This is a genomic window from Exiguobacterium sp. LL15 (assembly GCF_024436095.1).
Classification (GTDB): domain Bacteria; phylum Bacillota; class Bacilli; order Exiguobacteriales; family Exiguobacteriaceae; genus Exiguobacterium_A; species Exiguobacterium_A indicum.
Window position 1 is genome coordinate 736,043 of the sequence record NZ_JANFNX010000001.1, and the last position, 25,615, is coordinate 761,657.

Annotated in this window: 24 protein-coding genes and 2 other annotated features; of the genes, 20 read left to right on the forward strand and 4 right to left on the reverse strand. The window is 46.6% G+C overall.

What is annotated here, in order from left to right; all coding sequences use genetic code 11:
- Window positions 1-6: 6 nt before the first annotated feature.
- Complete coding sequence (locus tag NOM72_RS03550; RefSeq protein WP_023468919.1) at window positions 7-1,344, reverse strand: replication-associated recombination protein A; 1,338 nt, start codon at window positions 1,342-1,344, stop codon at window positions 7-9.
- A gap of 60 nt (window positions 1,345-1,404) precedes the next feature.
- Here NOM72_RS03550 and cymR point away from each other — a divergent pair, with 60 nt between their 5' ends.
- Genes cymR through NOM72_RS03570 form a run of 4 tightly spaced genes read left to right on the forward strand, consistent with a single transcriptional unit; the run spans window position 1,405 to window position 4,770 of the window.
- A complete protein-coding gene (gene cymR, locus NOM72_RS03555) occupies window positions 1,405-1,812 on the forward strand; it encodes a cysteine metabolism transcriptional regulator CymR (RefSeq protein ID WP_029342236.1) in 408 nt (135 codons plus the stop codon).
- A 13-nt stretch (window positions 1,813-1,825) separates the two neighbouring features.
- Window positions 1,826-2,953, forward strand: a complete 1,128-nt coding sequence (locus NOM72_RS03560; RefSeq protein ID WP_255997825.1) for a cysteine desulfurase family protein — start codon at window positions 1,826-1,828, stop codon at window positions 2,951-2,953.
- 16 nt (window positions 2,954-2,969) lie between these two features.
- The gene (mnmA, locus tag NOM72_RS03565; RefSeq protein ID WP_023468916.1) at window positions 2,970-4,091 is read left to right on the forward strand and encodes a tRNA 2-thiouridine(34) synthase MnmA; all 1,122 of its coding nucleotides are present in this window, start codon (window positions 2,970-2,972) and stop codon (window positions 4,089-4,091) included.
- 13 nt (window positions 4,092-4,104) lie between these two features.
- On the forward strand, window positions 4,105-4,770 hold the full coding sequence (locus NOM72_RS03570) for a tetratricopeptide repeat protein (RefSeq protein ID WP_023468915.1): 666 nt from the start codon (window positions 4,105-4,107) through the stop codon (window positions 4,768-4,770).
- 45 nt (window positions 4,771-4,815) lie between these two features.
- Here the strand turns inward: NOM72_RS03570 and NOM72_RS03575 are convergent, their stop codons facing one another.
- Window positions 4,816-5,364, reverse strand: a complete 549-nt coding sequence (locus tag NOM72_RS03575; protein ID WP_023468914.1) for a VOC family protein — start codon at window positions 5,362-5,364, stop codon at window positions 4,816-4,818.
- A gap of 116 nt (window positions 5,365-5,480) precedes the next feature.
- Between NOM72_RS03575 and recD2 the strand changes: the two genes are divergently transcribed.
- The 15 genes from recD2 (at window position 5,481) to NOM72_RS03650 (ending at window position 21,637) form a co-directional block, all read left to right on the forward strand.
- Window positions 5,481-7,706 (forward strand): SF1B family DNA helicase RecD2, encoded by a 2,226-nt coding sequence (gene recD2, locus NOM72_RS03580; protein WP_023468913.1) that lies wholly within the window; start codon window positions 5,481-5,483, stop codon window positions 7,704-7,706.
- 42 nt (window positions 7,707-7,748) lie between these two features.
- Window positions 7,749-7,959, forward strand: a binding site (T-box leader).
- 57 nt (window positions 7,960-8,016) lie between these two features.
- Window positions 8,017-10,659: an alanine--tRNA ligase gene (alaS, locus tag NOM72_RS03585; RefSeq protein WP_255997829.1), complete on the forward strand. Its 2,643-nt coding sequence runs from the start codon at window positions 8,017-8,019 to the stop codon at window positions 10,657-10,659.
- Between the two features lie 34 nt (window positions 10,660-10,693).
- On the forward strand, window positions 10,694-10,963 hold the full coding sequence (locus NOM72_RS03590; RefSeq protein WP_029342229.1) for an IreB family regulatory phosphoprotein: 270 nt from the start codon (window positions 10,694-10,696) through the stop codon (window positions 10,961-10,963).
- A complete protein-coding gene (ruvX, locus tag NOM72_RS03595; protein WP_023468910.1) occupies window positions 10,960-11,382 on the forward strand; it encodes a Holliday junction resolvase RuvX in 423 nt (140 codons plus the stop codon). The genes NOM72_RS03590 and ruvX overlap by 4 nt, the downstream gene beginning before the upstream one ends.
- A 14-nt stretch (window positions 11,383-11,396) precedes the next feature.
- Window positions 11,397-11,684: a DUF1292 domain-containing protein gene (locus NOM72_RS03600; protein ID WP_023468909.1), complete on the forward strand. Its 288-nt coding sequence runs from the start codon at window positions 11,397-11,399 to the stop codon at window positions 11,682-11,684.
- Window positions 11,671-11,964, forward strand: a complete 294-nt coding sequence (locus tag NOM72_RS03605; protein WP_023468908.1) for a DUF1292 domain-containing protein — start codon at window positions 11,671-11,673, stop codon at window positions 11,962-11,964. Before NOM72_RS03600 ends, NOM72_RS03605 begins: the two co-directional genes overlap by 14 nt.
- A gap of 78 nt (window positions 11,965-12,042) precedes the next feature.
- Complete coding sequence (gene mltG / locus NOM72_RS03610; protein ID WP_055968690.1) at window positions 12,043-13,191, forward strand: endolytic transglycosylase MltG; 1,149 nt, start codon at window positions 12,043-12,045, stop codon at window positions 13,189-13,191.
- Between the two features lie 71 nt (window positions 13,192-13,262).
- Window positions 13,263-13,901, forward strand: a complete 639-nt coding sequence (locus NOM72_RS03615; RefSeq protein ID WP_023468906.1) for an O-methyltransferase — start codon at window positions 13,263-13,265, stop codon at window positions 13,899-13,901.
- 16 nt (window positions 13,902-13,917) lie between these two features.
- Window positions 13,918-14,565 carry a uridine kinase gene (gene udk / locus NOM72_RS03620; protein ID WP_023468905.1) on the forward strand — a complete coding sequence of 216 codons (648 nt, stop codon included), beginning with the start codon at window positions 13,918-13,920 and terminating at the stop codon, window positions 14,563-14,565.
- Between the two features lie 56 nt (window positions 14,566-14,621).
- On the forward strand, window positions 14,622-15,095 hold the full coding sequence (gene greA, locus NOM72_RS03625; RefSeq protein ID WP_029342224.1) for a transcription elongation factor GreA: 474 nt from the start codon (window positions 14,622-14,624) through the stop codon (window positions 15,093-15,095).
- A gap of 52 nt (window positions 15,096-15,147) precedes the next feature.
- Entirely contained in the window at window positions 15,148-15,846 is a 699-nt protein-coding gene (gene mtnN / locus NOM72_RS03630; protein WP_255997834.1) for a 5'-methylthioadenosine/S-adenosylhomocysteine nucleosidase, read from the forward strand.
- Window positions 15,847-15,952: 106 nt separating this feature from the next.
- Window positions 15,953-16,897 carry a beta-ketoacyl-ACP synthase III gene (locus tag NOM72_RS03635; RefSeq protein WP_023468902.1) on the forward strand — a complete coding sequence of 315 codons (945 nt, stop codon included), beginning with the start codon at window positions 15,953-15,955 and terminating at the stop codon, window positions 16,895-16,897.
- A 1-nt stretch (window position 16,898) separates the two neighbouring features.
- Complete coding sequence (fabF, locus tag NOM72_RS03640) at window positions 16,899-18,137, forward strand: beta-ketoacyl-ACP synthase II (protein ID WP_023468901.1); 1,239 nt, start codon at window positions 16,899-16,901, stop codon at window positions 18,135-18,137.
- A gap of 223 nt (window positions 18,138-18,360) precedes the next feature.
- Window positions 18,361-19,788, forward strand: a complete 1,428-nt coding sequence (locus NOM72_RS03645) for a peptide ABC transporter substrate-binding protein (RefSeq protein WP_255997836.1) — start codon at window positions 18,361-18,363, stop codon at window positions 19,786-19,788.
- 205 nt (window positions 19,789-19,993) lie between these two features.
- Window positions 19,994-21,637, forward strand: a complete 1,644-nt coding sequence (locus tag NOM72_RS03650) for a peptide ABC transporter substrate-binding protein (protein WP_023468899.1) — start codon at window positions 19,994-19,996, stop codon at window positions 21,635-21,637.
- 97 nt (window positions 21,638-21,734) lie between these two features.
- On the opposite strand, the gene trpS is transcribed toward NOM72_RS03650, so the two are convergent.
- Window positions 21,735-22,736: a tryptophan--tRNA ligase gene (gene trpS, locus NOM72_RS03655; protein ID WP_029342196.1), complete on the reverse strand. Its 1,002-nt coding sequence runs from the start codon at window positions 22,734-22,736 to the stop codon at window positions 21,735-21,737.
- 51 nt (window positions 22,737-22,787) lie between these two features.
- Window positions 22,788-22,993, reverse strand: a binding site (T-box leader).
- A 56-nt stretch (window positions 22,994-23,049) separates the two neighbouring features.
- Entirely contained in the window at window positions 23,050-23,430 is a 381-nt protein-coding gene (locus tag NOM72_RS03660) for a DUF3899 domain-containing protein (RefSeq protein WP_035396667.1), read from the reverse strand.
- Window positions 23,431-23,702: 272 nt separating this feature from the next.
- Between NOM72_RS03660 and NOM72_RS03665 the strand changes: the two genes are divergently transcribed.
- Window positions 23,703-25,316 (forward strand): peptide ABC transporter substrate-binding protein, encoded by a 1,614-nt coding sequence (locus tag NOM72_RS03665; protein ID WP_023468896.1) that lies wholly within the window; start codon window positions 23,703-23,705, stop codon window positions 25,314-25,316.
- The last annotated feature ends 299 nt before the right edge of the window (window positions 25,317-25,615 follow it).

Genomic DNA, 25,615 nt, shown 5'->3' on the forward strand with positions numbered 1-25,615 from the left:
GCGACCTTATGGTCGCTTTTTCTGATGTGTGGCTGTTTGTTTGTTCCAAAAATCAAGTCGAGCTTGCAGTTGTTTCTCAAAACCGCGTGGGCTTGGACGATAAAAGACCGGTTTTGTCCGGGCAAGGTTCTCCGGCCAGTAATTCTGTGGCACATAGGCATGTTCAAAGTCGTGCGGGTACTGATAGGTGACGCCATTCCCAAGTGCCGCTGCCCCCGGATGATGGGCATCGCGCAAATGTGGCGGTACCGGACCGCCGTCTGAACGGCGAACGAGTGTCAATGCTTGATCGATTGCTGAGATGACAGCATTCGATTTCGGTGCCGTCGCGAGATATAAGACGGTTTCAGCGAGCGGAATCCTTGCTTCAGGGAAACCGACGTACTCGCACGCGCGTGCGCAGGCATCGACCATCAATAACGCTTGCGGATCAGACAGACCGATGTCTTCTGCCGCATGGACGTAGAGACGCCGTACGATGAAGCGCGGACTTTCGCCCGCTTCAATCATGACAGCGAGCCAGTAGAGCGCAGCGTCGGGATCGGAACCCCGAATCGATTTGATGAAGGCGGAGATGACATCATAATGCCGATCGCCGTCCTTATCGTACTTCAATGCTTTTTGTTGAATCGATTCCTCGGCGACAGCGAGATCGATTGTGATTTGACCATCGATTTCCGGTGTCGTTAAGACGGCGAGTTCAAGCGCATTCAATAATGCCCGGTAATCGCCATCCGACAACTTGACGTAATGATCGATCGCGTCATCCGTGATCGTGATCGGATATTTGCCAAGACCACGCTCTTCGTCTTTTAGGGTCCGGTCGAGGACGATCCGTAAGTCATCTGGCGTCGGGGGTTCGAAACGAAAGACTGTTGCCCGCGATAACAGAGCGGCGTTGACCTCAAAACTCGGATTTTCAGTCGTCGCCCCGATCAACGTGATCGTACCTGCTTCGAGCGCTGGCAGTAAGGCGTCTTGTTGCATCTTATTGAATCGATGGATCTCATCGAGAAAGAGAATCGTTTTTTGATCCTCGAACTGAAGACGGGCTTCGGCTGCTTTTAAAATTTCCCGTAATTGTTCCAGTTTCGCCGTGACCGCGTTCAATTGCTCGAACGCTGATTTTGTATAACTGGAGATGACACGCGCGAGCGTCGTCTTACCGGTTCCGGGTGGACCGTAAAAAATGACGGTTCCGAGACGATCGGCTAAGATGGCACGCCGCAGGAGCGTCGTCTCTCCAATCAGATGGCGTTGTCCGACGATTTCATCCAGATTCTGCGGACGCATTCGATTCGCGAGCGGTCCGGCAGGTGACTGGGATTCAAATAAATGTGCCATACACATACGCTCCTTCCACTTTTAGCTACTACTATACTAGAAAGGATGATCCTTCGCATGATGAAAATCTCGACGAAAGGGCGATATGGTCTGACGATCATGATCGCACTCGCGAAAGAAGCTGAATCTAAACCATTATCCCTAAAAAAAATCGCGCAGATGTATGACCTATCTGAGCATTATCTTGAACAGTTGATTGCCCCCCTTCGTAATGGAGGTCTCGTCAAAAGTGTACGCGGTGCTTACGGCGGGTATAAGCTCGGTCGTGAAGCGCAAAACATCACAGCGGGTGAAATCATCCGCCTACTTGAAGGACCACTCGTCGTCGTCGAAGGCGATGCGTGTGACGAGGTCACAAAACGCAAACTGTGGGATAAAATCCAGCAAGCAGTCGATCAAGTACTCGATTCAACGACGCTACAAGACTTAGCGGAAGAAGAAGATACAGGATACATGTTCTATATTTGAGAGGTGAAAACGAATGAATTACTTTGACCACTCGGCGACGACGCCGATGCGTCCGGAAGTCCTTGAGGCGATGACGCCTTATTTGCTCGAACAGTATGGCAACCCATCTAGTGTCCACGCGGCTGGTCGGTCTGCTCGGGCAGCAATTGACAAAGCACGCCGGCAGATCGCACAAGAATTGAACGCGAAACCAACCGAACTGATTTTCACGAGCGGTGGAACGGAATCGGATAATTATGCAATCTTCGGTGCGGCTGAGGCGGCGCGTGAAAAAGGGCGTCATCTCATTACGACACGGTTTGAGCACCATGCTGTTTTGCATGCGTTCGAAGAGCTCGAAAAACAAGGCTATGACGTCACGTATCTCGATGTTCCAGATACAGGCGTCGTCTCAATGGCTGCTTTGCAAGAAGCCGTCCGGGAAGATACGACACTCGTCTCGATCATGTTCGGCAACAATGAAGTTGGAACGATTCAGCCGATTGCGGCATTCGGTCAATTTTTACGAGAACGCGGTATTTTGTTCCATACGGACGCGGTGCAAGTGTTCGGAAAAAAAGCAATCGATGTCGAAGCGTTACAGGTCGATCTCTTATCTGCGTCTGGTCATAAAATCAATGGGCCAAAAGGAATCGGATTGTTGTATGTGCGGACTGGTGTGAAGTTAGCGCCTCAAACATTCGGAGGAGAACAGGAACGCAAGCGTCGCGCTGGTACGGAGAACGTACCGGGAATCGTCGGTTTAGCGAAAGCGCTCGAACTGATGATCGTAGAGCGTGATCAACAACAGGACCACATTAAACAACTGCGCAGCGTTTTGCTAACACGCTTGGATGAAAGTGGCGTCACTTACGAAGTCAACGGCGTTGAAGGATTGCCGAATGTCCTCAATCTTTACTTCCCGCGGATTGAAATCGAACCGTTCCTGATCATGCTTGATATGCGTCAAATGGCCGTATCGAGCGGGAGTGCATGTACGGCAGGATCCGTCGAACCTTCGCATGTCTTATCGGCGATGTATGGCGAAGATGAACGAACTCGGGCATCGGTCCGGATCAGTTTTGGTCACGGAAATGAGCTCGCGCAAGTCGAACTACTCGCACAAGCCTTGCAAGATGTCGTAAAATCGTTTCAGAATTAACTAAGAGGTGAAATAAATGAATACACGAGCGAAAGCCCCGAGTGAAACGACAGTCGTCGTTGGAATGTCGGGCGGTGTCGATTCTTCTGTGACGGCTCATTTATTAAAAGAGCAAGGTTATAACGTCATCGGAATCTTCATGAAAAACTGGGATGACACGGATGAAAACGGCTTTTGTACGGCGACGGAAGATTATGAAGACGTCATCGCCGTAGCCAATCAAATCGGCATTCCGTACTATGCGGTCAATTTCGAGAAAGAGTACTGGGATAAAGTCTTCACGTACTTCCTCGATGAATATAAACTCGGTCGGACACCGAATCCGGACGTCATGTGTAACAAGGAAATCAAGTTCAAAGCATTCCTTGATCACGCGATGCGTCTTGGTGCCGATTTCGTCGCGACAGGGCACTATGCGCGTGCCGTCTATGAGGATGGAGAACATAAATTGCTTCGAGGCGTTGATGCAAACAAGGATCAAACATATTTCTTGAATCAATTGTCGCAAGAGCAAATCGCGAAGGCGATGTTCCCGATCGGGCACATGGAAAAATCAGAAGTGCGCCGGATCGCAGAAGAAGCGAACCTCGCAACGGCGAAGAAAAAAGATTCAACAGGCATTTGCTTCATTGGGGAGCGGAACTTCAAACAGTTCCTCGGTCAATATCTACCGGCGCAACCCGGTGAGATGCGGACGCTTGACGGCAACGTCATGGGACGTCACGATGGATTGATGTACTATACGATGGGGCAACGTCATGGACTCGGTATCGGTGGCGACGGAGAGCCTTGGTTCGTCGTCGGGAAAAATTTAGAGGAGAACATCCTCTATGTCGATCAAGGATTCCATAACGAATTGTTGTATTCGGAAGGATTACTTGCTTCAGATGTCAGCTGGACATCTGAGCGTCCGGTCGGTGAGACATTCCGTTGTACGGCGAAATTCCGTTACCGTCAACAAGATACAACCGTCACGGTTCGTGTCCTCGAAGATGGACTCGATGTTTCATTTGACGAGCGTCAACGAGCAATCACACCAGGACAAGCAGTCGTGTTCTATGATGGGGACATCTGCCTCGGTGGTGCGACGATCGATGCAGCCTATAAAGCAGGCGAACGCCTCGCTTATCTAGCGTAAGGAGCAAAAGAAGATGAACTATAATGAAGTAGGGTTCCGGCATCTAGAAGCTGGAAATTATGAATTAGCAGCGCAAGCGTTTAACGACGCGATCGAAGAAAATCCAAAAGATCCGACAGCGTACGTCAATCTTGGAACATTACTCCAATCGATGAACGACGCTGATCGTGCGCTTCGTTTTTATGATCGGGCACTGATGATCGATAATACGTTTGCGAGTGCCTATTATGCAAAAGGGGCGCTGTTCTTTGCTGCCGATCAACTCGTCGAAGCAGAGGAATCATTGCGGGCAGCGTTATTATATGGACTTGACGACGCGGATCTCCATTTCATGCTTGGGATGACGTATCAAAAACTAGGTGATCCAGTCCGCGGGTTGCCCCGTTTACAGCGCGCGTCAGAATTAAACGGTGTCGATATCGAGATCGCATTCCAATACGGACTTGCCTTAGCGCAAAACGAGAAGTTGGAAGAAGCGGTCGAGATGTTCGAGCACGTCTTGATGCTTGACGAAACGCATACGGATGCACGATACAATTATGCGATTGCCCTTGCTTTCCTTGGTCAACAGGAAGCCTGTTATGCAGAACTCGAAGCCGTTCTTGCCTACCAGCCGGAACACGCCCTTGCGCGGGACGCGAAAGCGAAGATGGATGCGTTATTAAAACAAGCAGACTGATATAAAAAAGACGATTCCGCCTGGAGTCGTCTTTTTTTATGCTATTTAATTCCCAACTTCACGGATGACACGAAGTGGTGGACCGGAAAAGTCTTCATAGGCTTCATCCATGTTTTTCGTGTACAGTTCGATGACGTTATTTTCCGTATCCTTGAAATAAGCAGAATGTTCTTTTTGATTTGAGGTCTCCTGTTCGTCCCATTCTCTGAGCTTCACGGTGATTGATGCTTCCCGCAATTGATTCAAGGCTTGCTGGAACTCGTCCTTCTCAACGTAGAAAGCACAGTGGACATGGACACCACCTTCATCGTACAACGTGTCCCATTCGGACACTGGTAAGTGTTTGACGGTCCGTTCTTCCATCGTAAAGTCCCGTTTCAGCCACAGACCGAGTCGAGTGTTACCGCCAATGTAGAGCCACGTTGCCCAAACCCCATCTTGCTTAGATTGTTCTTTGCTCGGTTCAGCGTCCTCAGGAGCCCATTGCTCGACGACTGGAATGCCTAGTGTCCCATTCCAAAAGCCGACCGCACGATCCATATCCTCGACTTCAAGTACTAATTCACACAATCCTGCAATCGGTAAACGTGCCATCCTTAAACTCCTCCTCTTAACGAAATGTTTCAGGGTATCTTTCCCTGATTTAAAATCCGGTAAACGAATGCTATGATGAAAGCAGCGAATGAAAAAGAGAGAAAGAAGGTGGAGTGATGGAGCACCCCCATCAAGTCGTCGGGCGCGTCAAACGTGTGCTCTTTTCTTCTGAAGAAGAAGCACACTCCATTGTATTGGTCGCCGTCAAAGAAAAGAACTTTGAACTGAAAGAAACCGAACTCGTCATCACGGGTACTGGGGTTGGGATCGAACTCGGAGGAACGTATCAAGCATTCGGTCGTCTCGTTGATCATCCTCGCTTCGGAAAACAACTGAAGGCGGAACTGATTCGGCGATCGGTTCCGATGACAAAACATGCGACGATCCGCTTCTTGACGAATGGTTCGTTCACCGGCATTGGTCCGAAGACAGCGAAAAATATCGTCGATGCTCTCGGAGAAGAGGCAGTGGATCTCATTTTGAAAGATGAACGGGTACTGAATCAGGTGCCTGGGTTAAAACAAAAACAAGCTGACATCATCTTGAGTCGACTCGCCACCTTATACGGTGTCGATCAGTTGATGCTGTTCTTAGCACCATTTGATGTTACGCCGAAGCTAGCGGCAAAGATTTATGCTGCTTACGAAGGGGACGCCATGGCGCGAATACGAGAGAATCCATATTCCTTGATGTATGAAGTGAATGGGATTGGTTTTAAGACAGCCGATCATATCGCATCACATCTCGGACTCGTCGGATTACACCCGGAGCGCGTCGCTGCTTCGATCATGCACATATTAGAACAAGAAGCAGGAGAGGGACATGCCTTTGCGACAGTCGACTCGCTATTGCAGCGAGCACCCCGTTTGCTTGGTGAAGACCCGGGTGAACGGCTAGAACAAGCGATTGAACTGTTGCTCGCTGAAGATAAGGTCAAGCTCGAAGAAGGCTGTTTGTATTTACCGACGATCTTTTATGCCGAAGTCCGAGCGGCGAAGGAACTGGCGCGCGTCATGGCGAACGGTGCCGAACAGGAAGTCGATGTCGCGACGATCCTTGAAGCAATCGGGCATCTCGAAGAACAGTTTGGCATGGAATATGCGGCGCAACAGCGAGAAGCGATCGAGTTAGCGGTCAAAGCACCGCTGATGGTCCTGACCGGTGGACCCGGTACCGGTAAGACGACTGTTATCAAGGGAATTTTACATGCCCTGCAAGAAATTCATGATTGGCCGCTTGAGAAGAGTCGCGTCAAGACGGGAGATGTTTATCCGTACGTCCTTGTTGCACCGACCGGACGCGCCGCTAAACGTTTGTCGGAAGCAACGGACGTCCCAGCGATGACGATTCATCGTCTGTTGAAGTATGACGGAACGAATTTCCAATTAAATGAAGATCAGCCGATCACGGGGAAAGTACTGATCATCGATGAGTCGTCGATGATTGATATCTACTTGTTATCGAGTCTGCTCCGTGCTGTGCCGAACGGTATGAAAATCTTGTTCGTCGGTGACCGGGATCAATTACCATCCGTTGGTCCAGGGCAAGTGCTGGCAGACTTGATGGATACGGAAGGGATTCCCGTCGTTCGTTTGAACGTCGTCCATCGCCAAGCGGAAGATTCTTCGATTTTACGGCTCGCGCATGATTTGAAGAACCGGACGACGTCAGCTGATTTGTTATCACCACTTGCGGATCGTCGCTTTTACACCGCGTCTCCGCAAGAGACGTTACGCGGCATCTCAGCCTTCGCGGAAAAAGCACTCGCAAAAGGGTATTCGAAATTCGATGTTCAGGTTCTGGCACCGACTTACCGTGGTCAGGTGGGAATCGACGAACTGAATGTCGCCTTGCAACGCGTCTACAATCCGGAGGAACCGAAAAAACGCGAAGTCAAACAAGGCACCCGGATTTACCGGACCGGGGACAAGATTCTTCAGCTCGTCAACAATGCGGAAGAGAACGTCTACAACGGAGATATCGGCGAAATCGTCAATATTTTCTTCGCCAAAGAAAACGTCGACAAGGTGGATAAGATCATCGCCCGCTTCGACCAGACGGAAGTCGAGTACAACCGGAGTGATTGGGATCAATTCACGCATGCCTACGCGATTACGATTCACAAGGCACAAGGGTCCGAGTTCCCGATCGTCTTGATGCCGGTCTATTTCACGGGGGCATTCAAACATTCTCGAAACTTGATTTATACGGCGGTCACCCGTGCGAAGTCGAGTTTATTATTGTTCGGCGACCCACGAGCGTTTCATAAAGCGTCGCAAGAAGAGGAGCCGCGGCGCCGAACACGATTGATTGAACGACTCGGTGGGGTGACAAAGACTTGACGGATGCTGTACGATAGGTAATAATCACGATAGATGAATGGACGTAACACGTTGATGGAAGATAAGTAAAAGGAAAACTCGAGTCCAGAGAGAAGTGAATCTGCTGCAATCACTTTCTCGAGTCCCTTTGAAGCTCCTTCCGGAGTCGGGTGTAAACACCTGCGGGTCATCCCCGTTATCAGATGTTCGAGGTAAGCAATGGATTGCTTACGAACGAGGGTGGTACCACGGAAGCGATGCTTTCGTCCCTTTTCAGGGATGAAGGCATCGCTTTTTTGCGTCCAAATAAAACCAATGGGGGTAACTGTTCATGAAAGCTTTAAAACCATTAACGGGTGCACAAATCCGTCAGATGTATCTTGATTTCTTCCAAAGCAAAGGGCATGCGATCGAACCGAGTGCTTCACTCGTACCGGTCGAGGATCCATCGCTCTTGTGGATCAACTCAGGGGTTGCGACACTCAAGAAGTATTTCGATGGTCGTGTCATTCCTGATAATCCACGTATCGTCAACGCACAAAAATCAATCCGGACGAATGATATCGAAAACGTCGGGAAAACAGCACGTCACCATACGTTTTTCGAGATGCTCGGAAACTTCTCTGTCGGTGATTACTTCCGTGAAGATGCAATCAAATGGGGCTGGGAACTCTTGACGAGTGATGACTGGTACGGTCTTGACCCGGAACGTCTCTCGGTCACGATTCACCCGGAAGATGACGCAGCGCGTCAAATCTGGCTTGAACTCGGTGTACCGGCTGAGCGGATCATTCCACTTGAAGATAACTTCTGGGAAATCGGTGAAGGTCCATCTGGTCCGAACACGGAAATCTTCTTCGACCGTGGACCTGCTTTTGGAGACGATCCGAACGATTCAGAACTCTACCCAGGTGGCGAAAACGAACGCTATCTCGAGATTTGGAATATCGTCTTCAGTCAGTATAACCACGATGGACACGGCAACTACACGGAACTTCCGCGTAAAAACATCGATACAGGAATGGGACTTGAGCGGATGGCATGTGTCATGCAGGACGTGCCGACGAACTTCGATACGGATCTGTTCATGCCGATCATTCATAAGACTGAAGAAATCAGCGGTAAAATCTACCGTGATGATTCGAAACTCGATGTAGCATTCAAGGTCATCGCAGACCACATCCGTACTGTGTCATTCGCAATCGGTGACGGTGCGCTTCCTTCGAATGAAGGTCGTGGATATGTCCTTCGTCGTTTACTACGCCGTGCGGTTCGTTATGCGAAGATGCTTGGAATCGAACGTCCGTTCATGTATGAACTCGTCGATACGGTCGGGAATGTCATGGTCGACTTCTACCCACAAGTTCCAGAAAAAGCAGACTTCATCAAACGTGTCATCAAAAACGAAGAAGAACGTTTCCACGAGACACTTCATGACGGTCTTGCAATCTTGAACACGGTCGCTCAGACGGCTAAATCAAACGGTGAGCACGTCATCAGTGGCGAAGATGCGTTCCGTCTGTATGACACGTATGGTTTCCCACTCGAATTGACAGTCGAGTATGCGGAAGATCATCAGATGTCTGTTGATGAAGAAGGCTTCAAACTAGCGATGGATGCACAACGTCAGCGTGCACGTGCAGCGCGTGAAGAGAGTGGTTCGATGCAACAGCAATCGGAAGTCCTCTCGACGCTAAAAGATAAAAGTACGTTCGTCGGCTATACCGACCTTAAGGCGGATGCGAAAATCATCGCATTGTTGCATGATGGAGAACGAGTCACAGAAGTCGCTGCTGGTGAAGAAGCACAAGTCATTCTCGACATCACACCGTTCTACGCTGAAAGTGGTGGTGAAGTCGCGGATACAGGAACAATCGAAGGCAAAGACTTCGTTCTTGATGTCAAAGATGTTCAAAAAGCACCAAACGGTCAAAACTTGCATACGGTCATCGTTCGTACAGGGATCGCAACGGAAGCTGCAGACGTCGTTGCAACAGTCGAAGCAGCAGAGCGTAAAGCCGTCACGAAAAACCATACGGCAACACACTTGCTTCATAAAGCATTGAAAGATACGCTCGGAACACACGTCAACCAAGCAGGATCACTCGTTTCTCCAGATCGTCTTCGTTTCGACTTCTCACACTTCGGTGCAGTGACACAAGAAGAGTTGACGAAGATTGAACAAGACGTCAACCAAGCAATCTGGGCATCACTACCGGTTGATATCGAAGAGATGAACATCGCTGATGCAAAAGCAAAAGGCGCAATGGCATTGTTCGGTGAGAAATACGGTGAAACGGTCCGTGTCGTCTCAGCAGGCACATACTCGATCGAGTTGTGTGGCGGTATCCACGTCGGGAACACAGCAGAAATCGGCTTGTTCAAGATCGTTTCAGAGTCTGGTATCGGTGCAGGTACACGCCGAATCGAAGCGGTAACGGGTGCAGGCGCATATCGTGTCATGAATCAACACTTGGAAACACTCGAACAAGCAGCAGCTGTCTTGAAGACGAAGACGACAGAAGTTCCTGTTCGCATCGAAGCACTGCAACAACAGCTCCGTGAGACGGAACGGGCGAATGAATCGTTGCAAGCAAAACTCGCGAACATCGAAGCTGCTTCATTGAAGGACGATGTTGAGGAAATCAACGGTGTGCGTGTGCTTGCGAAACGCGTCGATGTCTCAGATATGGATGCTCTTCGCGGTATGATGGACGAGTTGAAGAGCTCCCTCGGATCGGCAATCATCGTTCTCGGAAGTGCGCAAGGCGAGAAAGTCAATCTCGTCGCAAGCGTCTCAAAAGATTTAATCGACCAAGGCTATCATGCTGGTAAATTGATCAAGGAAGTCGCAACACGCTGCGGTGGTGGCGGTGGCGGTCGCCCTGACATGGCTCAAGCTGGTGGAAAAGATGCGTCGAAATTAGAAGAAGCACTCGCGTACGCTTCACAATACGTGCAATCACTGGCATAATAGAAACGTAGTGTATATGAAAGAGGTGATGAACGTGAGTCAGATGGATCAAACGATGAAATTCAACTTTCCGGAAGACGATAACAAAGCAGCGACACGTGATGTGTTGTTGACGGTCTATCATGCTTTAGAAGAAAAAGGATATCATCCGATCAACCAAATCGTCGGCTATCTCCTTTCAGGAGATCCTGCTTACATTCCTCGTCATAATGACGCACGTAATTTAATTCGTAAGATTGAACGCGACGAATTGCTCGAAGAACTCGTGAAATCTTATTTGGCGGAGAGTGGAAATTCAAAATGAAACGTGCAATGGGACTAGATGTCGGTTCGAAGACGATCGGGGTAGCGGTCAGTGACTTGATGGGCTGGACGGCGCAAGGCGTCGAGACGGTCAAGTGGACGGAACCGGATTACCCAGAAGCCTTCAAACGGCTCGATGTCATCATGAAGACATACAATGTCGAAATCCTAGTCATTGGTCTTCCGAAAAACATGAACGGTTCCATCGGTCCCCGCGCAGAAGCAAGTGAAGCTTTTGCGAAGGAAATCGAACAGCATACCGGGCTTGAAGTCGTCTTCATGGATGAACGGTTGACGACGATGCAAGCAGAACGGATGCTGATCGATGCCGATGTCAGCCGTAAAAAGCGTAAACAAGTCATCGATAAGATGGCTGCCGTCATGATCCTGCAATCGTACTTGGATCGGACGAACCGATGAAGGGGGAGAAACCGATGGCTGAAGAAAAACGTCAGTATCTCTTTCCGGATGAAGAGGGCGGCGAACATCTTTTCGAAGAATGGTACCGTTACTCGAGTGAACGTACAGGAAAAACCTATCTGTTTCTTGAAATGATCGGTAACCCTGACGAAGGAGCAGATGATCTGATCATCTGTGAGATCGATGAATATGGAGAAGGCGAAGATGATTTCGAATTGAGCCTGATCGATGAAAATGATGAGCAAACTTGGGATGAACTCGAGCTTGCGTTAAAGGAGCGGATCACTGATGCAACAGAATGAACCAACACGTTACGTAATTCCGGACGGCGAAGGAAATGATTTCGAATTCGTAGAACGTCTGCGTTACGAAAGCCCACGTTCGAGTAAGACATACATCTTCCTTGAGCCAATCGGAGCAGACTATGACGAAGCAGAAGAAGTCGATATCTTCGTTTACGAACTTGACGAATACGGTGATGGAGACAACGACTTCAACCTCGTACCGATCGATGAAGATGATACAGCGACTTGGGATGAAATCGAAGAAGTCTTTAACACGCTCGAAGATCAGTTAGACTAACCCGACTCATGACAGGTGACGTCGTAAGAGACTTTCTCTTACGATGTCACCTTGTTTTAAGAGAAGAAGGAGGAACCGATGGAGAACGAATGGAAGCAAAATGCCGAAATCGAAAAAAGGCGACGCCGGACATCACGGCGGATTACGCTAATCATCCTTTCTGTGTTGTTGACGATTTTTCTAGTTGCCAGTGCGGTCGTCTATGTCTTTTTGAAAAATGCGCTTGAACCAGTCGATGAAGCAGCGACGAAATCCGTCAAAGTCGAAGTTCCTTTAGGAGCAGGGACGAGTACGATTGCTTCCTTACTAAAGGAAAAAGACTTGATCGCGAACGAGACGATTTTCCGTTATTACGTCCGTTATAAGAATGAATCGTCATTCCAGGCGGGTACGTATACACTGTCACAAGCCATGTCCCCGGATGAAATCATCAATGAATTAAAGACGGGAACGGTCATGAAGGCAGCGGATGTGAAAATCACGTTACCTGAAGGCATCACGATGGATCGTCAAATCGCTTTGATCGCGAAAGCAACGAACTTCAAGGAAGAGACGGTCCGTAAAGAATTGACGGATGCGACATTCATCGACAGCATGATTGAAAAATATCCGATGTTGACGGATGAAGTGAAAAAAGATGGTGTCCTGTATGCACTTGAAGGGTACCTCTTCCCAGCAACGTATGAGTTTGATAAAGGAAAAAGCATTGATCAAATCGTCGAGACGATGCTCGATGAAACAGAAAAAGTCTACGATGAGAATGCGGATGCCATTCAAAAGTCTGGCATGACCTTCCATGAAGTACTCAGTCTCGGTTCCATGGTCGAGCGTGAAGCGGCGACAGCAGATGATCGTCGTGAAATCGCTGGTGTCTTTAAAAATCGATTGGATGACGGTATGAAGTTACAGTCGGATCCAACGGTTTGGTATGGCACAGGTGAAAATACGGCTTTAACGACGCTGAAGGATCTCGAGAACAATTCGAAGTACAATACGTACAAGTACGAAGGGATTCCGATTGGTCCGATTTCAACGGTCAGTAAGGATTCGGTACTTGCCGTGTTAAATCCGAATAAAACGAAATATGTCTATTTCTTCGCCCGTCCACCAAGTGATAAACATCCACGAGGACAGATTCTATACGAAGAGACATATGAAGAACATCAACGAAACGTCGTTAAGTATAAGCCGGAATGGGTGGAATACGAAGCGAGTAAAGAGCAATGAGCAACGGGTTGGGTTGAAGCGGGAAGTTCGCTTCAAGTCAACCTGTTTATGCGGAAGAGGGAGTGAATGGCGTGAATGATTTCACGACCTATGTCGAATCAATGATTCATCCTCGAGATGCTCTGTTAGAAGAAATGGAGCGTTATGCGGAAGAACATCATATACCAATCATCGAACTGACAGGTTCCGAAGTCTTGTTATCGCTCCTGCGATTACAACAACCGAAGCGCATTTTAGAAGTCGGAACCGCAATCGGATATAGTGCGATTCGGATGGCGCGTGCGCTACCGGATGCGCGCATTACGACGATTGAACGAAATGCAAAGCGGTATGAAGAAGCAAAAACCTTCATCGCCCGGTCAGATGTGGCGGACCGGATTGACATCATTTTTGGTGATGCAGTAGAATTAGCCGAAACGCTTGAAGACCAGTTCGATGCGGTCTTCATTGATGCCGCTAAAGGACAGTATAAAAAATTCTTTGCAGGATATGGGCGACTCATTCCTGAAGGCGGCGTACTCTATACGGATAATCTCTTCTTACACGGAGATGTCCTCGAGTCTGATCCGAAGACATTCGATCGAAGAAGACGTCGACTCGTACGTCTCGTCAAGGAATTCACGGTCTGGATGATGGAACAAGAACAATACGATACGACGATTTTTCCGCTCGGTGACGGTGTATCCGTCAGTCGGAAAAAGTCGAAATGATGGAGGAACGAATGACATGCAAAAACCGGTAGTAATTGGCGTAGCGGGCGGAACGGGTTCAGGGAAGACGACGGTGGCACGTTCACTCGTCGATGCGTTCCCAAGTGAATCAATCGTCATGATTGAGCAGGACGCGTATTATAAAGATCAAAGTGATTTATCAATGGAGGAGCGGTATCAGACAAACTATGATCACCCGTTCGCTTTTGATAATGGTCTGTTGATTGAGCACATTCAGTCGCTCCGTGAAAACATTGCCGTTGAAAAACCGGTATATGACTATGTCGCCCACACGCGGGCACAAGAAACGATTCGTCTCGAACCACGCGATGTCATCATCGTAGAAGGAATTTTAGCGCTTGAAGACGAACGGTTACGGGAACTAATGGATATCAAGGTGTTCGTCGATACGGATGCGGACGTTCGCATTTTGCGTCGGATGCAACGTGATATTAACGAACGTGGACGCTCGATCGACTCAGTCGTTGAGCAGTACACGAACGTCGTTCGTCCGATGCATCTGCAGTTCTGTGAACCAACAAAACGGTATGCGGACATCATCGTACCGGAAGGCGGCGAGAATCATGTCGCGATCGATTTACTCGTGACGAAGATTCGAGCGATTCTTGATTATCGTTCAGCACTCGATCAAAGAGGATATTGATTCCAAAAAAGATGTGAATATACTATACTAGTGGAATAAAAAGGAGCGTGACAAAAATGGCAGAAAAGCAATACTACATGACGCTTGAAGGTAAAGCGAACATTGAAAATGAATTGAATGAATTGAAGTCAGTCCGCCGGAAAGAAGTCGTCGAGAACATCAAGATCGCCCGTTCGTTCGGTGACCTTTCAGAGAACGCTGAGTACGATTCAGCAAAAGAAGAGCAAGCGATGGTCGAAGGCCGGATCGCTCAACTTGAAGAGATGCTTCGTAATGTTGCCATCATCTCAGAAGAAGAGAAGGATATCTCGGTCGTCGGTATCGGAACGACGGTCACTTTCTTAAGTGTCGAAGATAACGAAGAAGATACGTATACGATCGTCGGTAGTGCCGAAGCAGATCCGTTCACGGGTAAAATCTCGAACGAATCACCAATCGCGAAAAGTTTAATGGGGCACCAAGTCGGAGATCAAGTCTCTGTACCAGCACCAGGCGGCGAATACGCAGTAAAAATTACATCGATCAAATAAAGAACACAGGAGCCGGAGCAATCCGGCTTTCTGTTTGATGGAGGAATGAATTATGCCAATCGCAATCATCGGCGCAATGGAAGAGGAAGTCAACTTATTGCGTAATGAGTTATCAGAACGTAAAGATACAGTCATCGCAAACTATCATTTTTATGAAGGGCTTTTAAATAGCGTTCCTGTCGTCATCTTGAAGTCAGGAATCGGGAAAGTGAACGCTGCGATCGGGACGACATTATTGCTAGACCACTACAAACCAAGTGCTGTCATCAATACGGGCTCAGCAGGTGGATTCAAGGAAGGCTTAACGGTCGGGGATGTCGTCGTCTCAACAGAAGTACGTCACCACGACGTCGACGTGACGGCATTTGGATACGAATATGGTCAGGTACCTGGAATGCCAGCTGCCTATCAAGCAGATCCGAAGCTTGTTGCAACGGCAGAAGCCGTCATCGAGCGGATGGATGCGATTCGCGTCGTTCATGGATTAATTGCGACAGGCGATTCATTCATCCACGATTCAGAGCGCTCTGCTCAAATCAAGGCGCACTTCCCAGAAATCGCAGCCGTCGAGATGGAAGCAGCACCAATCGCACAAGTCTGTCATCAGTTCGGTGTTCCGTTCGTCGTAACGCGGTCGATTTCAGATAGCGCCAATGAAGAAGCGTCACTCTCGTTTGATGAATTCCTCGAGATTGCGTCAATCAATTCCGCTAAAATGGTCATGGAAGTCGTACGGACGTTAGCAGAATGAGGTATGGGGAAGGGCACGGGAGACCATGCTCTTCCTTTTTTCTTTGACAAAAGCATATTAACGCTTTATATTAGTACCAGATACTAATAACAAAAGGGGATGCCTTATGAAGATCGGGATTGTAGGATTAGGAACGTCTTTGCCGTCACGCCGCGTGACGAACGATGAATTAGCAACGACGCTCGATACGAGCGATGAATGGATTCGGACACGGACAGGAATCGGGGCACGACGGATTGCAGCCGATGATGTGGATGTCACTGACTTAGCGACAGAAGCTGCTCAGAAAGCGCTTGATGATGCTGGATTGACAGTAGAGGACATCGGGTTGATCGTCGTCGGAACGGCAACAGGACGAGCATTTCCGTCTACTGCCTGTATCGTTCAAGAGCGTCTTGGAGCACGCGGAGCGACTGCATTCGATATTAGTGCGGCATGTAGTGGTTTCATCTTTGCATTACAAACAGCTGCTAGCATGTTAGCAACAGTCGAAGGAAAACATGCGCTCGTCATCGGTGCTGAAAAAATGTCGAGTATCGTCGACTGGTCAGACCGGTCAACTGCCATCTTATTTGGAGACGGTGCAGGGGCAGTCGTCATCGGATCAACTGAGCAAGAGGGTCTTAATGCCTTTGAGCTTGGAACAGATGGACGCGGAGCACATTTGTTATTTAAGGACATCGATGGACCAATCGAGATGAATGGTCGTGAAGTCTTTAAGTTCGCTGTTCGCAAATTACCGGAAATCGTTGAAAAAGTCATTCAAAAAGCGGATAGCACACTCGAAGACATTGATATCTTGATTCCGCATCAGGCAAACCTACGAATTATCGATGCAGCGTGCGAACGACTGCATATACCGCAAGAGAAAGTCATCGTCACCATCGATGAGCATGCGAATACTTCGGCTGCTTCAATCCCACTCGCGCTCGAAGAAGCACGTCAACAAGGACGCTTGACACCTGGTACGAAGCTCGTACTTGCTGGATTCGGTGCCGGATTGACTTGGGGAGCAGCATACATTACTTGGACTAAAGGAGAGAACACATAAGATGATGAGAAAACGCGTTGTAGTCACAGGAATCGGAGCACTGACACCAATCGGGAACGATGCTAATACATTCTGGGAAGCATTAAAAGAAGGAACGAACGGGATTCGACCGATGGAGCGTCTCGATATCGATGAATATCCAACAAAGGTCACTGGCGAATTGCAGAACTTCGACGTGACAGAATTCATCGAGGCGAAAGAAGCACGCAAGATGGACCGCTTCGTTCATTACTCACTTGTCGCAAGCATGGAAGCTGTAAAAGATGCTGGAATTGATATCAAGTCGATTGCTGAACGTGCAGGTGTCTGGATTGGATCAGGGATTGGTGGCGTGGAGACAATCGAGAAACAAGCAAAAATTTACTTCGAGCGCGGACACCGTCGTGTCAGCCCGTTCTTCATTCCGATGATGATTCCGAACATGGCAAGCGGTCAGGTATCGATCTATACCGGAGCCAAGGGGCCGAATAACTGTTCTGTCACAGCATGTGCTTCAGGAACGAATGCGATCGGGGAAGCACTTCGTGTCATCGAACGGGGCGATGCAGATGTCATGATCGCTGGTGGAGCGGAAGCACCAATCACGAACTTAGCGTTTGCTGGTTTTTGTTCCAACAAAGCGATGTCAACGAATCACGATCCTGAGACAGCAAGCCGTCCGTTTGACGAAGGACGTGATGGATTCGTCATGGGAGAAGGAGCAGGCATCTTGATTCTTGAAGAGTACGAGCATGCGGTAGCACGTGGCGCAAAAATCTATGCCGAAGTCAGTGGGTATGGATTAACAGCTGACGCCTACCACATCACAGCTCCAGATCCAGATGGAGACGGTGGAGCACGTGCGATGGCAATGGCAATCCAAGATGCAGGTATCGCACCAGGAGCAGTCGGATATATCAATGCACACGGAACGAGTACACCGATGAACGACATTCTTGAAACGAAAGCGATCCACAGTGTCTTCGGTGAACAGGCAAAACAACTCGTCGTCAATTCGACGAAATCGATGATTGGTCACTTGCTTGGTGGCGCAGGTGGGGTCGAGGCGATTGCGACGATTAAATCGCTACAAGAACAAACCGTTCACCCAACGATTCATCTCAAACAGCCAAGTGAAGGTTGTGATCTTGATTACGTGACGGAAGGTGCACGGAGCGTCGAATTGAATTACGCCCTGAGCAACTCGCTCGGGTTCGGTGGACACAACGCATCACTCGTCTTCAAACGTTACGAAGCTTAAGCTTAAGCGATTCCCTTGGAAAAACGAGGGGGTCGCTTTTTTGCTGATTTTCTGATTCAATAGAGAAATGCGTGTTTGACGCAGAAAGGAGTCGTTTATGACTAACATCACAAGAAAAACATCAATCCTGATACTGATCCTATTTTTATTGATTGGTCTCAGTGGTACGCTCATATATCGTCTATCATCTCAAAAGACGAAAACAGATCAGGAGACCCAAGCAGTGAAGGTTGAATTAATTGAATCATCACTCCCGAAAACATCCGATATTGCGTTAGCGACGGATAGCCGTTCTCAGACACTGTTAGCACAACTGTATGAAGGATTATATGTCTTTACTTCTGGGACATCCGTCCGTAGAGGATTAGCACAGGATATGTCAGTCTCAAAGGATCGTCTGACGTATACGATTCAACTCAAACAAACGAAAAATGCGCAGGGTCAGTCGATCACGGCACAAGACTTTGTCGATAGTTTCCGACGTGTAGCAGCTAATAAAACGAATTCTCCTTATGGTTTTTTATTTGAAGTGTTTGAAAATGGACGTGCCGTCAACGACGGAAAAATGAAGCCAGAGCGTTTAGGTGTAAAGGCGAAAGGACGCGATCAACTTGTCATCACGCTGAATCAGCCGGTTTCGAATCTAAAAGAATTACTCGCGATGTCCGTCTTTTATCCCCAACCGGAATCTAAGAAGTGGCAGGAGCTCACGGGTAATGGTCCGTTTACACTAGAACAGATGTCGAAAAACGGATACACGCTTAAGAAAAACAACCAGTATCATCAACAAAATGTTGTCACGGTCGAGAAAGTGAAAAGTCGCATCATCTTTGATCATCAGACGCAATGGAGTACGTATGAGAACAGTAAAGCAGCGATTCTTCCGTTACAAGAGAGTGTCGAGACACAAGAAGATCAAGTCTCTCGACCAACCTATCAAAAAAAGCGGAGCGGTGTCTTTTATATCGCATTTAATCAAAAAAATGAAGCCTTCCGCGAAAAAACACTCCGACAACGAATTGCTTACGCCTTGATGGAAAAAGAGTCCGTTCAACTTCCTTTAGGATATGCAGGCATTCCGACGAATCGATTCGTTGTCACAGATACGAATGTATTAATGACAGAACCGGTACAAGTAAAAAAAGAAAATGGTAAACAACAGAAGAAACAACGAATCGAGATGCTTAATTTTGATGATCCACAGGCAAAACGGATCGGGAAACAGCTCGAGACGTATCTTGAGAAACAGTTGCCTGATATTGATATCGTCCTTAAACCCGTTGCGATTGAAGAGAAAATAAATAAAGAACAATCAGCACAATATGCGATGACACTTACAGGTTGGATGCCAGATTATCCAGGTCCACTTGCGTATTTGAATCAGTTCGTTTCGGATAATCCGTTAAATTCCGTAAACTATCAATCCGACACGTATGATCAGACGATTGAAAAAGCACGACAGGCGCAAGATGTAAAGAAAAAACAAGCACTGTATCATCAAGCGGAAAAACGTTTAATTAAACAAGATGCTGTCATCGTTCCTTTGTATCAGACGACTGAAAAATTATATGTTTCTGATACGATTCAAGGAATTGAAGTCCCCATCTATGGACCAGAATACCTACTTCGATCGATGAAAATTCTAAAATAATTATTTAACTGGGACTATTTTTGCGTGTGGTCCCAGTCTTTTTTGAAAAAATATTTAGAAAAATCGGATAAAAGGTTTGCAAAATTATCAGAACATTGTAAACTATTTGTAACGAAGGGTTTGATTCGAATATAGTAATTCTTTTTTTTTCGGTCAAAAACCTGACAGTATCATGCTTTTAGAATTTTAGGGGGGTCATCGTAACATGAAGAAGAAAAGCTTTGCTCTAGCTACATCTGTAGCTCTCGTATCAAGTGCGTTCCTCGCAGCTTGTTCGACAACGGATTCAGGCGACAAATCGGGCGACACAGGTTCAAGCAAAAAATCAAGTGAACAAACGCTTAACTTGATTGAATCAGCTGATATTCCTACACTGAACCCGACGACTTCGACGGACTCGGTCTCATTCAACGTGTTGAATAACACGATGGAAGGTCTGTACCGTCTTGATGACAAGCAGCAACCAACACCAGGTATTGCTGAAAGCCACAAAGTATCGGACGACAAGTTGACGTACACGTTCAAATTACGTGATGCGAAATGGTCTGATGGTACACCACTTACGGCAAAAGATTTCGAATATGCATGGAAAGAAGTTCTAAATCCTGAGAACGCTTCACAGTATGCATATGTCTTCTACAATATCGAAGGTGCAGAAGAGTACAACACGAAAAAAGGCGATCGTGATGCTGTCGGTGTTAAAGCAGTCGATGACAAAACGCTCGAAGTTAAGTTAAAAGCACCTGCAGATTACTTCCTCGGTCTCACTGGATTCGGACCATTCATGCCGAAATCAGAAGAACTTTCGAAGAAAATCGGGAAAGACTTCGGTTCGACTGCAGATAAGTCGCTCTATAACGGACCATTCAAATTAACAGAGTGGACACGTGAGCAAGGCTGGAAAATGGTTAAAAACGATAACTACTGGGATAAAGATGCGGTCAAACTTAAAACGATCAACGTTAAGGTCGTTAAAGAGACAGCGACAGGTGTTAACCTTTACGAAAAAGGTGACATCGATCGTACAGGTCTAACTTCTGAGTTTGTTGCTCAGTACAAAGACAATAAAGAGTTTAAAACAAAAGGTGAATCAACAATCTTCTACCTTTACCTCAACACAAAGGTAAAAGCACTTGATAACGAAAAAATCCGTCGCGCCATCGATATGGGTTACAACAAAAAAGGAATCACGGATGTTATCCTTGCAAACGGATCACTTCCAGCAAACTATCTTGTACCAAAAGATTTCGCGAAAGACGCTGACGGAAAAGACTTCCGTGACAAGTATCCAACATTCAACGAATACAATGCAGACGAAGCGAAAAAACTCTGGGAAGAGGGCTTAAAAGAAATCGGTCAAAAATCGGTTGATCTTGAACTCTTGAACTATGATAGCGATGATTCGAAGAAAATTGGTGAGTTCTTGAAAGGCGAGCTTGAGAAAAACCTTCCAGGTATGAAGGTTACGATCAAGCAACAACCGTTCAAAAACAAACTTGATCTTGAGAACAAAGGCGATTTCGAGTTCTCAGTAGCGGGCTGGGGTCCTGACTATCAAGATCCAATGACGTTCCTCGATCTCTTCGTCACTGGCGGACCATACAACCGTGGTAAATGGTCAAATGAAGAGTACGATAAACTCATCAAAGACGCACAAACACAAACAGATGCAGCAAAACGTTGGTCTGAATTGCAAGAAGCTGAGAAAATCCTTCTTGATTCTGCAGCGATCTCACCTGTTTATCAGCGTGGACGTGCATTCCTCGTTAAACCATACGTCAAAGGAGTCGTCGAGCATAACTTCGGCGCAGACTTCTCTTACAAATGGGCTTCGATCGAAGGAAAATAAGCAAAATAAAAACTACTTCCGATTTCATCCGGAAGTAGTTTTTTGTTTGGAAATATCAAAAAAGACCGGAGCATTCCGATCTCTTTTGGAGAAAAACTTATTTTTTTACTTTGGCACGCTTCCGCTGTAAGCCCATTGCCTTCTCGATTTTCGCGAGTTTTTTAGCGGCAACGGCTTCAGCACGGTCACGCCCAGCATCAAGAATCTGATCGAGTTCTTCCGAATCAATCAATTCATAGTAGCGTTGTTGAATCGGTTCAAGTTCCGAAATGATTGCTTCGGCGACATCTGCTTTAAATGTTCCGTAGTTCGAACCTTCGTATTTAGTTTCGAGATCTGGAATCGAGATGCCAGCGAGTAGGGAGTAGATCTCAAGTAAATTCGACACACCTGGTTTGTTCTCTCGATCGAATTTGACGATACCTTCCGAGTCCGTGACGGCTGATTTTACTTTTTTACGAATGACGTCTGGTGCGTCAAGCATCGAGATGAAGCCTTTCGGATTCTGATCAGATTTTGACATCTTTTTGTCTGGCGTCGTCAGGCTCATGATCCGAGCTCCTGACTCAGCTATGATTGGTTCTGGTAATGTGAACGTCTCATAGTAACGACTATTGAAACGCTGAGCTAGGTCGCGCGTTAACTCAATGTGTTGTTTTTGATCATCCCCGACCGGAACGAGTTCCGCATCATAGAGTAGGATATCGGCTGCCATGAGTGTGGGATAAACAAACAGACCTGCACCAATCCGGTCTTTTCCTTGAGATTTATCTTTATACTGTGTCATACGCTCGAGCTCACCCATCCCGGAGAGACACGTCAACATCCAGCCGAGTTGCGCATGCGCTTTGACTTCCGATTGAACGAAGATCGTTGATTTTTCTGGATTCAGACCACTTGCGATGTAAAGTGCAGCGAGTGCACGTGTATTGTTCATCAGTTCGACACGATCGATATCGACCGTGATCGAATGTAAATCAACGACGCAATAATACGCATCATGCCCGTCCTGTAAGTTAACGAAGTGTTTCATGGCACCTAAGTAATTTCCGAGTGTCACTGTTCCTGTTGGTTTGATACCTGAGAAAATCGTTTTCATAGTGAAATCCCTCCAAATAATAAAATCAAAATAAAAAACGTCCCTTGAAAATCAAGGGACGAATCATCGCGTTGCCACCCAAGTTGCTATTCGCATAGCCGCTCAATTTGCTGTAATGGGCAACCCCATCTGACTCTACTTGATTCAAGTCAGCCACTCGAAAGTCCATTCACGTAGGCATCACCTGTCCATTTTCAGCACCATGGACTCTCTGAAAGGGATGTACCTAAGTTACTACTCTTTGTCGTCGTGTTTTCTTGTTTAATTCATTTAAGTTTACCATACGATAGAAGACACGTCACGGTGATTTCGATTAAAAGTAAGAGATGATCAGCGATACGATAATGAAGATGACACCGCTAGATACATAAGGTTTTGTTCGCGCAGAAGCCCGATTTTGCTTTTTACGGAGGACTTCTTCCTCTTCGTCATCATCTTCGTAGTAATCGCCATCAATCTCTCGAAGCTTTGCTTCCCGTTGTTTTTTAAATCCAGCTGTCATGCCACGGAAGAAGCCGTTAGCCGACATGTTGGAAAAGAATCCGATTGCCATCAGCAAAAAGCCTCCAATGAACAACCCACCGGATAGATGGTATATAATACCGTGCGTCGAATCGATGATAGTCGCCCATATCGTATAAAGTAACACCAGAATGACCGCAGTGATGACCGGTCGGAAATAGGTCGATCGCATGAAAAATCCCCCTTTATTGCATTGATACTCTTAGTATACGAAACTTTTAATCCTGTTACGAATCAGTAACAGACGAATGATGCAAAATAGCAAATAGTGTGACTATTTACTTGACGTTAATGCTATTCTCACATAAAATCAATTTATCACTTCGTTTAGGTTTTTGAAACTAGGTCAATGGATTTTGGGGAATACATTGCAGTTTCGACGGGACGTTATTGATGTCATAGGCATTATGGCAACTTGGAAATTGAAAAGGAGATGACTTACCGATGAAGAAAAAAACAGTCGGTCTTGCTTTATCCGTCATGCTTGCAGGAAGCGCTGTGCTTGCTGGATGTTCGACAGGTGGAGGAGACAGTGATTCAGGTTCGACAGACGGAAAGAAAAATTTACGTTTGACGGATACATCGGATATCACGACAGTTGACCCAGCGAAAGCTACGGATGCTGTCGCGTTCAACATGATCGGGAACACGATGGAAGGTCTTTATCGTTTAGACAAAGACGGAAAAGCGATTCCAGCACTTGCAGAAAAAACAGATATTTCAAGTGACAATTTAACGTATACGTTCACACTTCGTGATTCGAAATGGTCTGACGGTACGCCGGTCAAAGCACAAGACTTTGAATTTGCATGGAAGCGTGCAGCTGATCCGAAAACAGGTTCTGGTTATTCTTACATCTTTGACACGTTAAAAAACGGCTCTGATGTGACAAAAGGTAAAAAATCTGTCGACGAACTCGGTGTTAAAGCAATCGATGACAAAACGTTAGAAGTAAAACTTGAGCGTCCGGCTCCTTACTTCCTCTCATTGACATCTTTCGGTACGTACACGCCAATTAGCGAAGATTTCTACAAAAAGAATGAAAAAGACTTCTCACTTAAACCAGATAAATTGCTTTATAACGGTCCTTTCGTTTGGGAATCGTGGAAAACGGATTCAAAACGTGTTCTGAAAAAGAACGACAACTACTGGGATAAAGATGCCGTCAAACTTGATGAAGTTACGATCAGTGTCGTTAAGGATACGTCAACAGTAGCGAATCTTTATGATTCAAATGAGATTGATTATGCAGGTCTGACTTCAGAGCAAGTTGAAGCTTATAAATCGAAGCCGGAATTCAAAACAGCTCTTCGCTCTTCGATTGCTTATTTGAAATTCAACAACGAAGATGCAACGATGAAGGACGTGAATGCACGTAAAGCCATCGCTCGTGCGATCGATCCAAAAGGAATCACGGATACGCTTCTTGCGAACGGATCGATTCCAACAACAAGCTTCATTCCAAAAGAATTTGTCAAAGATGCATCAGGAAAAGACTATACAAGCGACATCAACTGGTTCGATCGTGATGCTAAAGAAGCAGCAGATCTTTGGAAAAAAGCAAATGGTAACAAAAAGACGACGATTGAATTGCTCTCATTCGATAGTGAAGATGCGAAAAAAATCGGTGAGTATATGAAAGGTCAAATCGAGAAGAATCTTCCAAACGTCACAGTTGCCATCAAGCAACAGCCGTTTAAGAATAAACTCGATCTTGAAGCAAAAGGAGATTATCAAATCTCTTACTCACTTTGGGGTCCAGACTACCAAGATCCAATGTCTAACCTCTCGATCTTTGAATCAACAAACAGCCAAAACGACGTCAAGTATAAATCCTCTGCTTATGATAAATTGTTGAATGCAGCGAATGAAGAGTCAGATTTAACAAAACGTCTTGATCTCTTTAAACAAGCGGAAGCACAATTGATCGAAAAAGATCAAGCGATTGCTCCAATTTATCAAGCTGGTTCTGCATATTTAAGCCGTCCGACGGTCAAAGATTTCAACCGTCAATTGTTCGGAGCAGATTTCCAATACAAATACGTTGACATTAAGTAATCGAGAATGGGAGCGTCCCCTGATCAGTTCGGGTACGCTCCTGTTTTATACTACTTTTTCTGAATGGAAACTCATTTTTTACGAAAATGTGAAAGTTTCGTAAAAAAGTAGTTCTAATTACTTTGTTAGCAAAGTATAATGGAATCAAACGAAAAATTCTGACTATTGGATGAAATTAGAAAAACATCCAAACGAACATCAAATCAAAGCACAATAAAAAAAGAATTTTTAAATTTTTATGACAAAATTCTTGAATGTTCCGACAATTGTGGGTCATACTGATTTTATTGATGTTTCGA